The sequence below is a fragment of the Dietzia maris genome (assembly GCF_014144855.1).
GTDB lineage: Bacteria > Actinomycetota > Actinomycetes > Mycobacteriales > Mycobacteriaceae > Dietzia > Dietzia kunjamensis.
The window spans coordinates 1-10196 of sequence record NZ_JAALDN010000479.1 but is presented as its reverse complement, the minus strand read 5'-3'; the positions used below and the strand labels follow the sequence as shown (position 1 = coordinate 10196).

Sequence of the window (10196 nt, the reverse complement as noted above, 5' to 3'; positions counted from 1 at the left end):
GACGGCCCGGCGATATCGCCGGGCCGTCCCTGGTGAAGCGGTAGTGCGTCAGATCACTTGAGGGTGACCGTCGCGCCGGCCTCCTCGAGCTTGGTCTTGGCGGCCTCGGCGGCCTCCTTGTCGACCTTCTCGACGATCGCCTTGGGGGCGGACTCGACGAGATCCTTGGCCTCCTTGAGGCCCAGGCCCGACACGAGCTCGCGCACGACCTTGATGACGCCGATCTTCTTGTCGCCGGCCGACTCGAGGACGACGTCGAACTCGTCCTGCTCGGCGGCGGCCTCGCCACCGGCAGCCGGGGCGCCGGCAGCCGCGACGGCGACCGGAGCGGCCGCGGTGACCTCGAAGGTGTCTTCGAACAGCTTCACGAACTCGGAGAGCTCCAGAAGAGTCATCTCCTTGAAGGCCTCGAGCAGCTCGTCGTTGCTGAGCTTCGCCATGGTGGCGTCCTTTCTGTTGGTCCCGGTGCCGTCAGACGGCCCGGAAGCATGTGGGGTTAGTTTTTCTTGTCCTCGAGCGCCGCGAACAGACGTGCCAGCTGCGAAGCGGGCGCGTTGAACAGGCCGGCGGCCTTGGTCTGGTTACCCTTGAGGGCACCGGCCATCTTCGCGAGCAGGACCTCGCGGGACTCGAGATCGGCGATCTTGTCGAGTTCGGTGGCGGACAGCGGTGAGCCGTCCATGACACCGCCCTTGATGACGAGCGCCTTGTTGTCCTTGGCGAAGTTCTTGAGCGCCTTGGCGGCGTCCACGACCTCACCGGTGACGAACGCGATGGCGGTGGGACCGGACAGGAGGTCATCGAGACCCTCGACTCCGGCTTCCTCAGCCGCACGCTTGACCAGGGTGTTCTTGGCCACGGTGTACGTGGCCGCGTCACCCAGCGTCTTGCGCAGTTCGGTGACCTGCGGGACGGAGAGTCCGCGGTACTCGGTGACCACGGCGGTCGTGGAGTTCTGGAAGTGCTGCTTGATCTCCTCGACGGCCTGGACCTTTGCGGGCTTTGCCATGTTTCGCCTCCTTTCTGCATCATCTCGCCCGAGAAAACACGAACGCCCCGTGCGCAGGTGGCACGGGGCGTGGAGGAGCTGGCACGGGCCCCTGGGGACCCACGGCACATCCGACGCTGACCGGTGTTCTCCTGCGCGGGCCGTCCGGGCGCTCCCGGACCCTTCGACCACCCCCGGCGGGAGCGGCGACCTGCGGTCTTCGGTGAAACTTGATCAGGTGCCCGAGAGCAGAGCTCCCAGGCGTTCAAACTTCGGACCCAAGGATATAGGCGGCCGCCGTCGCATACCAAATCCGCCCGGGGGCGACGAATGGCGGGCCGGTCGGCTTTCTGACACATTGGTGCGGTGTCCCCAGCCCCGTCTCGCCTCGCCGTCGTCTACAACCCCACCAAGGTCGGAATCGACGAGGTCCGCCGCCTCGCCGAGGAGCGGGCGTCCAGGCACGGGTGGACGGATCCCGTCTTCTACGAGACCACCGAGGAGGACCCGGGCACCGGTCAGGCGGCACGGGCGGCCGCCGACGGTGTCGGACTGGTGATCGCGTGCGGCGGCGACGGCACCGTACGGTCGGTGGCGCAGGGCCTGCTCGGCACCTCGGTGCCGATGGGAGTCGTCCCCCTGGGAACCGGGAACCTGCTCGCCCGCAACCTCGGCGTCCCGTTGGACGATGTCGACCGTGCGTTGCGTGTCGCCATGAGCGGTCGGAGCCGCGCGATCGACCTCGGCGAGGTCCACTACACCGACGGCGACGGCGTGTCCCACGATGACGTGTTCCTCGTGATGCTCGGCGCCGGGATGGACGCCGACATGATCGCGGGCACCGACGACAAACTGAAGGCACGGGTGGGCTGGCTCGCGTACGTCGGCGCGTTCGCCAACACGCTGTTGCGCGGCCACCGGATCCGGGTCGAGTACGCCCTCGACGACGGATCGCCGATCCAGACCCGCGCGCGCACCCTCCTGGTGGCCAACTGCGGGATGCTGCAGGCGGGGATGGTGCTGTTGCCCGACGCCGTCATCGACGACGGACTCCTGGACGTTCTCGCTCTGCGCGCCAAGGGCCCTCTCGGGTGGGCGCAGGCGGGTGCGGTGCTGGCCCATCACACGTTCCAGCACCGGCTCAAGCCGATACTGCGGAGGAACTCCACCCAGGAGAGCGGGAAAGAAGAGCATCGGACCCGGCCACTGGATTTCCGCCAGGGCGTGGGGATCACCGCCCGCGTGTTGGAGAAACCGGCCGCGTTCCAGATCGACGGCGAGGACTGCGGCACCGTGACCGAGTTCTCGGCGCGGATCAAGCGGAGGGGGCTCACGGTCCGGGTGGCGGTCTGACCCGCGCTCCCCGACCTGGCCCCGGAGGTCAGGTCTCGGGCTTCACCAGCAGCGCCAGCACGTCGTGGATCTCCTCCACGGTGGGCACGGGCAGCGCTGAGCGCCCGTAGACGAACCCGATGCCGGCGTACACCAAGACGCCGGCGCGGATCCTCGCCCCCCGTTCGGAGAACCCGAGTTCGACGAACGCGTCGTGGACCACCCGCAGGATGCGTTGGTCCAGTTCGGCAACCGCCTCGGCGACGGTCTCGTCCGCCCTGGCCCATTCGCGGATCGCGGCCTCCCCCTCCCAGGCGCGGGATTCCACGAGCATCGCGCTCATGGTCTCCAGCCGTGCGTCGGGTGGCATCTCCTCCATGGTGACCAGACCACGGGCGGCGTCCATCTCCTGCGAGAAGTAGAGCCTGGCGATGGCGGCCATGAGCGCGTCGAAGTCGGCGAAATGCCAGTAGAAGCTGCCCTTCGTGACGCCGAAGTCGGCGCAGAGTCTGCTGATCTTGACCGCGGACCTGCCCTCGGTCATGAGCAGGTCCAGCCCGGCGCGGGCCCAGTCCTCCGCCGAGAGGCGCCCCGTGCGCGGACCGCTCGGCCGGGCGGACCATGTCGACCCCCGGGTCATCGGCCCGCGGCACCGTGTCGTGTCGTCATCGTCGTCACCCTACGTCGGACCGAGGGCCTCCATGACCAGAGCGCGCGAGTCCGGGTCGCGCCCGGGTTCGCCGTGCCACACGGGCCGGCTGCCCGCGAACGGCCGGACGACCCGCACCTCTGTGCCGGGCGGGGACTGTTCCAGCGGTGGGTGCACGAGCAGGTCGACCGTCGAGACGATGTCGGTGTAGACCACCCCGCGCGCCCGGAGGCCGTCCGCGTGGAGCCGGACGAGCAGGTCCGAGCCACGTACGGCCTCCCGAAACCCCTCGCAGATCGGGTCCATCCAGGCGGGTTCCCACGCGAGGATCGTGTCGTGGGTCCTCAGCCCGCGGCTGGGGTTCTCGACGTCGCCGACCCCCTTGGCCACCACCGCCAAGGCACCTGCGACGGCGCGGTGGCGATCCCGGGGACGGGCACGGCCGCGCCTGCATCCGCTTCGGCACTCGCGGATACCCAACCCCCGTGACCCCACGCGAAGCAGTGCCACGCCCACGGCTCTCACCCTCGGGAGTCGGCTCATGTCCCGTCGGGCCATCTCTCCCCCGGTCACTCGGTGATCCCCACCTCCGAACCATACTGTAGGGTACTGTGACTCGTGTCATAGCAGCGGGAGCTCTCATGGTCGGGTTCGGTGGCGGCGCTCGCGGGCCCGTGGTGACGATGCGAAGACTCCTCGGCACGGTGGCCGGTGTGGCGGGCATGGGACTCGTCGGCGCGTCCGCCACCCGCGCACAGGTCGGCCCGGGATCGCTTGGTCCGAGCCCGCTGTTGTTCCACTCCCCCGTCCTCGAGCCCTACGTGGACGAACTCCCGCGTCCGGACGTCCTGCCCGGAGAGTCCCTGGAACTGTCCGCGCGGACGGGCACCCACCGGTTCCACCGCGGCCTCCCCGCGGCGATGACCTTGGGTTACGGCGCGGCCAGTTACCTGGGTCCGGTGATCGCACGCCGGAGTGCGGACGACGCTGACCTACCGCAATGAGATCTCAGTCCACCCACACGCCGCGGACATCGACACGAGCCTGCACGGACTGTCGGAGTCGGTGCGTACCCGGGTACCCACGTCGCTACACCTGCACGGCGGGGTCACCGAGCCCGCCAGCGATGGCCACCCGGAGCAGTCGTCCTTCCTCGGGCAGGGCCACCTCCACCACTTCGACAACCGGCAGGAGGCGGCCGGGCTCTGGCACCACGACCACGCCATGGCCATCACCCGCCTCAACGTCTACGGCGGTCTCGCGGGCGGCTACCTCCCCCGCGACCGGTTCGACACCGGACGTCCCGACAATCCGTTGGGACTGCCCGCCGGCGAGTTCGAGATCCCGCTAGTCCTGCAGGAGAAGATCGTCCGCCCCGACGGCGCGGCGTCCATGCGCTCCACCCCGATCGTCCCGGAAGGCCATTGGGAAGGCGGGGCGGTGGGCGACGTCGGACTGGTCAACGGGGTGGGGCGGGTACGCCCAGGATGGTGTCGAGCAACGCTAGCGACCCCTCGAACGGTGTGCCGATGAGCAGCGCGGTGTCCAGGACCGGCAGCCGAAGGTCGAGGATGACCGTGCCGTTGGCGTAGTCCCCGCGCACCGCGTTGCGGTAGGTGTCCAGCGGGAACGGGAAGGTGGCCAGGTAGCGCAGTGACTCGGTGAGCGAGCCCCCGAATCCGCCAGTCCCTGCAGGACGGGGTCGAGGGACTCCAGACCGGCACGGAGGTCACCGCCGGAGGCCTCGACGACACGGCCCGCGGTCGCGGTGACGGTGTCCACCGCGCGGGTGGCCTCGACGAGCCGCTGCCGCCGCTGCGCGAGGACCTGGAGTGCGGGCCCGAGGTCGGCGACCCCGCCCTCCACCTCGTCGCTGCGGATCGCGAGTTCGGTCGAGAGCCTCTCCAGTGACTCCAACGCCACCACGATGTCCTCCTTCTGCGCCTCGAGCCCGGTGAGCAACTCGCTGAGGCGTCCCGCCACCGCCCGGACCTCGTCGGTGCGGCCGGTCATCGCGACGTCGAGTTCCCCGAAGACCTCCGCCGCCTGGGCCAGGCCGCTGCCGCCGAGGGCCGCCGCGAGCGTGGCCAGCGTCTGCTCCGTGGTGGGGTACCCGCCGCTGCGTTCCACCGGGACGAGGTCGCCGTCGGACAGCGTGCCCTCGGCGGGTTCGCCCGGAGGTGCCGACAGCTCGAGGTGGGACGCACCGAGGAGACTGCTCTGCCCCACCCGGGCCGTGGCGTTGCGCGGCAGGCGGACCTCCCCGTCGGGGTCGACCGTCACCTCGGCGAACCCCGGGCCGAGGCGGATGTCGGCGATGCGGCCAACCGTCACGTCGCCGACCCGGAAACGGGCATTGCGGTCCAGGGTGGTGACGTCGGCGAGCTGCACCGTCACCGAGTAGCCGTCCGGCCCGCCCCCGGCCGTCCCGGGCAGCGGGAGACTGTTGGGCCCCTTCCAGTCGCAACCGCTCATCGTCGTCGTCGACACGACCAGCAGCGCCGCGCCCACGGCGCGCCGCCCGGTCACCGGACGCCCTCGGTGAGCAGGTCGGTCACGCCGACGCGACCGTCCGCCGGGCCGGCGGGGGTCGGGGACGCGTCGGCAGGGGTCGCGAGGGCGGGAGCCGGCCGCAGGTGGTCGTGGGTGTAGTCGAGCTGGTGCGGCAGCGCCCCGACGCCGCGGCTGGGATTGATCGCCACGGGCGGGTAGTCCACCGCCAGCGCGGTGAGCGTGGGGCCGAGCAGTCGCACGCACTCCTCGGAGGCGGTGTGCACGTCGGTCTCCTCTGCAGCGGCCAGGTCGGAGCAGATGAACTGCATCGGGTTCGCGAAGTCGGTCAGCGCGAGGGACGAGATCACCGCGTTCTGCGACGGCTGGTAGATCCCCTGCAGGTTCGACAGCGCGGTGGGTGCGACGTGCAGGATCTGGGCGATGTCGTCGCGCTGCTCGGCCAGCACCGTCAGCAGGTCGGTGGTCGTCCGGACGGTCTCGATGCCCACCTGCCGGTTGTCGCGGACGAAGTCGCGGACCTCGTCGACTGCCAGGTCGAGCTCGGTGAGCGCCGGGCCGATCTCCCCCCGGCCGCGCGACACCGAGACGGTCACCGCCGCCATCACCTCGTTGAAGGTGGTGATCTGCTCGCCGGAACCCTCCATCGCGGCGGTGAAGGCCTCGAGGTTGCGGACGGTGGCGAAGATGTCGTCGCGGCCGTCGGAGACGGTCTGCAGCGCCGCGCTGAGCTGACGGACCGTGTCGCGGACGTCGTCACCGCGATCGTCGAGCACCTCGTCCGCGGCGGCCACCGCGGGTAATCCGGTCGACCCCGATCGTGGCCCCCTCCGGTAGCGGGGCGGGCGTGCCGACGGCGACCGCGTGACCCAACCATACCCGAGGGCATTGTCATGCGGGTGAGCTAGGTCACTGTGTGCTCCGGGCTGCCGTACCGCGCGTGCGAACGCGAGGGAATCCGTGCCCGGGGCCGCTCGTTGCGATGGCGTCTCGCCCTCGCCGCAGCCCCATCTCCCCCACAGCCGCGCCCGAACATGGCGTCTCGCACGCCCCGAAGCGACGGCGAGACGCCATCGCGAGGAGCGGCTGCGTGGGGGGCGGGCATGCCGGCACGCGAGACGCCATCGGGAGGAGCGGCTGCGGACCGGTCGGCCGGCGGCCGGCCGCTCACGGCATGCCGGGAAATGCGGGAAGGCCCCGCGTCCGGATAACCGGTCGCGGGGCCTTCAGCCGAGCTGGTGGCGTCTCAGCCGAGCAGATCAGCTCGCTTCGGAGTCGGAACCCGCCTCGAGGAGCTTGGAGATCGCCGACGGATCGACCGGGATGCCGGGGCCGGTCGTCGTGGAGATGGTGACCTTCTGCATGTAGCGGCCCTTGGAGGAGGACGGCTTGAGGCGCATGACCTCGTCGACCGCGGCCTGGTAGTTCTCCGTGAGCTGCTCCGTGGAGAAGGAGGCCTTGCCCACGATGAAGTGCAGGTTGTTGGCCTTGTCGGTGCGGAAGGTGATCTTGCCGCCCTTGATGTCGCCCACGGCCTTGGTCACGTCCATCGTGACGGTGCCCGTCTTGGGGTTGGGCATGAGGCCACGCGGACCGAGCACGCGGGCCACACGGCCGACCTTGGCCATCTGGTCCGGGGTGGCGATCGCGGCGTCGAAGTCGAGCCAGCCGCCCTGGATGCGCTCGATGAGGTCGTCGGAGCCAACGACGTCGGCGCCGGCGGCCTCGGCCTCGGTGGCCTTCTCGCCCGCGGCGAAGACGATGACGCGGGCGGTCTTACCGGTACCGTGCGGAAGGTTCACGGTGCCACGGACCATCTGGTCCGCCTTGCGGGAGTCGACGCCAAGTCGCATGGCGACCTCGACGGTGGCATCCATCTTCGTCGAGCCGGTCTCCTTGGCCAGGGCCAGGGCGTCCAGAGGCGAGTACAGCTTGGTGCGGTCGACCTTCTCAGCTGCGGCCTTGAAGGCCTTGCTGTTCTTGCTCATGTCAGTTCCATTCCTGCCGCGTCTTCACGCGCGACGGTCGGGTGTGGTGCGGGCCTGAGCTGCCCTCCCACAGATGTTCGGGGGGTGGAGGTCAGGCCTCGACCGTGATGCCCATGGAACGGGCGGTGCCGACGATGATCTTCGCGGCCTGGTCGATGTCGCTGGCGTTGAGGTCCTCCATCTTGGTCTGCGCGATCTCGCGGACCTGGTCCATGGAGACCTTGCCGACCTTGGCGGAGTGCGGGGTGCCGGAGCCCTTCTGCAGGCCGGCGGCCTTGAGCAGGAGCTTGGCGGCCGGCGGCGTCTTCAGCTTGAAGTCGAACGACCGGTCCTCGTAGACCGTGATCTCGACCGGCACGACGTTTCCGCGCTGGTTCTCGGTGGCGGCGTTGTAGGCCTTGCAGAACTCCATGATGTTGACACCATGGGCACCCAGAGCCGGACCGACCGGCGGGGCCGGGTTGGCTGCGCCGGCCTGGATCTGGAGCTTGATGAGCCCTGAGACCTTCTTCTTCTTCGGAGGCATCGTCTTCCTCAGTCTTCCTGATTCTTCGACTGGATCTCGGCTCCGCGCTGTACACGCGGGAGGCCGACTGTCGTGTGCACCCGGTTCCCCACACGACCCCGGAAGGGCAGGCGGGAACACAGGCGCAACCTTGGAGAGTCTACGCGCGCGGCCGGTCGGAACCCTAATCGCCGACGACGGCCGGGCTGACAGACGAGCGACCCGCCCCACGCCGGGCGCGGAACGGGTCGTCGTGGGAGTTTCTCGGGTCAGTCGATCTTCTCGACCTGCGTGAAGCCGAGCTCGACCGGGGTCTCGCGACCGAAGATCGACACGAGGACCTTGAGCTTCTGCGCGGCCGGATCGACCTCGGAGATGGACGCGGGCAGCGTCGCGAACGGGCCGTCCATGACGGTGACCGACTCGCCGACCTCGAACTCCACCTCGACGGCCTGCGGGGCGAAGCCCTGGTCGTCGGCGGTGCCCGCGGCGGCGGACTTCTTCTCCGGCTTGGGGGCCAGGAACTTGGCCACGTCGCTCAGCGAGAGCGGGGTGGGCTTGCCGGCGGCGCCACCGGTCGCGCTGACGAACCCGGTCACGCCCGGGGTGTTGCGCACGACGCCCCACGACTCGTCGTCGAGTTCCATCCGCACCAGCACGTAGCCGGGTAGGACCTTGCGGTTGGCGACCTTCTTCTGGCCGTTCTTGACCTCGGTGAACTCCTCGACCGGGACCTCGACCTGGAAGATCTTGTCCTCGGCACCGAGGGTCACGGCGCGGGTCTCCAGGTTGGCCTTCACCTTGTTCTCGTACCCGGCGTAGGAGTGGATGACGAACCAGTCACCGGGAAGCTTCCGGAGCTGACGCTTGAAGGCGATGATCGGGTCGATCGTGGGCGCGGCCGCCTCGTCGGCCGCGGCCTCCTCGGCCGGAGCCCCCTCGGGCGCCTCGCCGGAAGTCTCGAGCGCCGACTCGGCGAGCTCGTCCTCCGCAACGGTCTCGTCGCCCTCGGGGACGGTCTCACCCTCGACATGCTCGTCGAGCTCGGTCTCGACCGCGTCAGTGGCGGCGTCCTGGTCCAGCTCGGCGCCAGCCGCGACGGTGTCGGCGGCGTCAGCCTCGGCGTCGGTGTCGATGGTGTCGGCGGGATCCGCAGCCGTGTCACCGAGCACCGCGTCCGCCTCGGTCGCGGCCTGCTCGGCGCCCTCGGCCTCGGGGCTCTGATCGATGTCGCTCACGGAAATGCGGTCCTCTCGAAGTTCGGCGGTCCGGATCTCGCCCCGGACCCCAGCGGCAGGTCTCTAGCGGTCGAAGACGAGCTCGACGAGCTTGCCCGCGCCGAAGTCGACGCCCGAGACCAGCGCGGTCATGAAGATGAGGAACAGGAACACCACGATGGTGTAGGTGACCATCTGGTTGCGCGTGGGCCAGATGACCTTGCGCAGCTCCTCGACGACCTGCCCGATGTACTGGAACGGATTCGTGCGGGCGGTCCGCGTGTCCTCCGGCTTGTCCGCGTCCGTACGGACCCGTCCGGCCACGGCGGTGTCGCCGCGCCCCGCCTTGCCGGTGGGGACGGCGGCAGCGGCGTCGGAATCGCGGACGCCGTTGACGTCGACGTCGTCGTCGCGATCCTGGCTCACGCGGCTACCTCCGGGTCGTCTGGTGTGCGGTAAGTGCAGGGGCGACAGGACTTGAACCTGCAACCTGCGGTTTTGGAGACCGCTGCTCTGCCAATTGAGCTACGCCCCTTCGGCCGGTCTCCCGGCCACCCGTGCCCTCCCGCGCCTGCGGGCCGCACGAACGCCTCGACTCTACAGTGTCGGCGACTGCCTGGCGGCAGCGCGGTCCGCGACCGCGTTCGGTCGGGCGTCCCAGTGTACGACAGGCGGCCGGTGGCCCGAAATCGCGCGGCGTCACCCCGCGAGCGAGACCGTGACGATCGCCTTGCCGAACACCTTCGCCCCGTCGCAGGTCACCGCGAGGGCGACGTCGGCGGTCGACCCGTCGTCGGCCACCTTCTTCACCGTCCCCCCCACCTCGAGCCGCGCCGGCGCATCGACCGGGACGACCACGGGCCCGGCGAACCGGAACGAGGTCGCCAGCACGCGGTCGGCGCCCCCGGCCCACTCGGCCACGACCCCGATCGCCAGCGCGGAGGTGAGCATCCCGTGCGCCACCACCCCGGGCAGCCCGAGCGCCTGCGCCGCGTCATCGTCCAGG

The 10196-nt window shown here is 70.1% G+C and carries 14 protein-coding genes and 1 tRNA gene; 3 read left to right on the top strand and 12 right to left on the bottom strand.

Going from position 1 to position 10196, the window contains the following annotated elements; all coding sequences use genetic code 11:
* Nucleotides 1–53: 53 nt before the first annotated feature.
* Together rplL and rplJ are read right to left on the bottom strand one after the other, a co-directional pair.
* A complete protein-coding gene (gene rplL / locus G6024_RS14810) occupies nucleotides 54–440 on the bottom strand; it encodes a 50S ribosomal protein L7/L12 (protein ID WP_007631805.1) in 387 nt (128 codons plus the stop codon).
* 56 nt (nucleotides 441–496) lie between these two features.
* Nucleotides 497–1009, bottom strand: a complete 513-nt coding sequence (gene rplJ / locus G6024_RS14805) for a 50S ribosomal protein L10 (RefSeq protein ID WP_007631803.1) — start codon at nucleotides 1007–1009, stop codon at nucleotides 497–499.
* A gap of 345 nt (nucleotides 1010–1354) precedes the next feature.
* Here rplJ and G6024_RS17095 point away from each other — a divergent pair, with 345 nt between their 5' ends.
* Nucleotides 1355–2341: a diacylglycerol/lipid kinase family protein gene (locus G6024_RS17095; RefSeq protein ID WP_007631801.1), complete on the top strand. Its 987-nt coding sequence runs from the start codon at nucleotides 1355–1357 to the stop codon at nucleotides 2339–2341.
* Between the two features lie 28 nt (nucleotides 2342–2369).
* Here G6024_RS17095 and G6024_RS14795 read toward each other — a convergent pair whose 3' ends face one another.
* The gene (locus tag G6024_RS14795; protein WP_007631800.1) at nucleotides 2370–2960 is read right to left on the bottom strand and encodes a TetR/AcrR family transcriptional regulator; all 591 of its coding nucleotides are present in this window, start codon (nucleotides 2958–2960) and stop codon (nucleotides 2370–2372) included.
* Nucleotides 2961–2999: 39 nt separating this feature from the next.
* Nucleotides 3000–3362 carry a hypothetical protein gene (locus tag G6024_RS14790; RefSeq protein WP_007631799.1) on the bottom strand — a complete coding sequence of 121 codons (363 nt, stop codon included), beginning with the start codon at nucleotides 3360–3362 and terminating at the stop codon, nucleotides 3000–3002.
* Nucleotides 3363–3652: 290 nt separating this feature from the next.
* On the opposite strand from G6024_RS14790, the gene G6024_RS14785 reads away from it, so the two are divergent.
* Together G6024_RS14785 and G6024_RS14780 are read left to right on the top strand one after the other, a co-directional pair.
* A complete protein-coding gene (locus tag G6024_RS14785) occupies nucleotides 3653–3973 on the top strand; it encodes a cupredoxin domain-containing protein (protein WP_139019104.1) in 321 nt (106 codons plus the stop codon).
* Nucleotides 3945–4502, top strand: coding sequence for a cupredoxin domain-containing protein (locus G6024_RS14780; protein WP_063971826.1), 558 nt, complete (start codon nucleotides 3945–3947; stop codon nucleotides 4500–4502). The genes G6024_RS14785 and G6024_RS14780 overlap by 29 nt, the downstream gene beginning before the upstream one ends.
* Here the strand turns inward: G6024_RS14780 and G6024_RS14775 are convergent.
* From G6024_RS14775 to G6024_RS14740, 8 genes are all read right to left on the bottom strand, one after another.
* Entirely contained in the window at nucleotides 4473–5498 is a 1026-nt protein-coding gene (locus tag G6024_RS14775) for an MCE family protein (RefSeq protein WP_159149057.1), read from the bottom strand. The genes G6024_RS14780 and G6024_RS14775 overlap by 30 nt on opposite strands.
* Nucleotides 5495–6274, bottom strand: a complete 780-nt coding sequence (locus tag G6024_RS14770; protein ID WP_007631787.1) for an MCE family protein — start codon at nucleotides 6272–6274, stop codon at nucleotides 5495–5497. The genes G6024_RS14775 and G6024_RS14770 overlap by 4 nt, the downstream gene beginning before the upstream one ends.
* Nucleotides 6275–6739: 465 nt before the next feature.
* Complete coding sequence (gene rplA / locus G6024_RS14765) at nucleotides 6740–7468, bottom strand: 50S ribosomal protein L1 (protein ID WP_007631785.1); 729 nt, start codon at nucleotides 7466–7468, stop codon at nucleotides 6740–6742.
* 91 nt (nucleotides 7469–7559) lie between these two features.
* Nucleotides 7560–7994: a 50S ribosomal protein L11 gene (rplK, locus tag G6024_RS14760; RefSeq protein WP_007631783.1), complete on the bottom strand. Its 435-nt coding sequence runs from the start codon at nucleotides 7992–7994 to the stop codon at nucleotides 7560–7562.
* A gap of 248 nt (nucleotides 7995–8242) precedes the next feature.
* Nucleotides 8243–9211 (bottom strand): transcription termination/antitermination protein NusG, encoded by a 969-nt coding sequence (gene nusG / locus G6024_RS14755; RefSeq protein ID WP_182640405.1) that lies wholly within the window; start codon nucleotides 9209–9211, stop codon nucleotides 8243–8245.
* A 63-nt stretch (nucleotides 9212–9274) separates the two neighbouring features.
* Nucleotides 9275–9616, bottom strand: a complete 342-nt coding sequence (secE, locus tag G6024_RS14750) for a preprotein translocase subunit SecE (protein ID WP_082923934.1) — start codon at nucleotides 9614–9616, stop codon at nucleotides 9275–9277.
* A 36-nt stretch (nucleotides 9617–9652) separates the two neighbouring features.
* A tRNA-Trp gene (locus tag G6024_RS14745) sits at nucleotides 9653–9725 on the bottom strand.
* A 164-nt stretch (nucleotides 9726–9889) separates the two neighbouring features.
* Nucleotides 9890–10196: MaoC/PaaZ C-terminal domain-containing protein (locus G6024_RS14740; RefSeq protein WP_268817126.1), on the bottom strand; the 307-nt coding region annotated here is incomplete at its 5' end.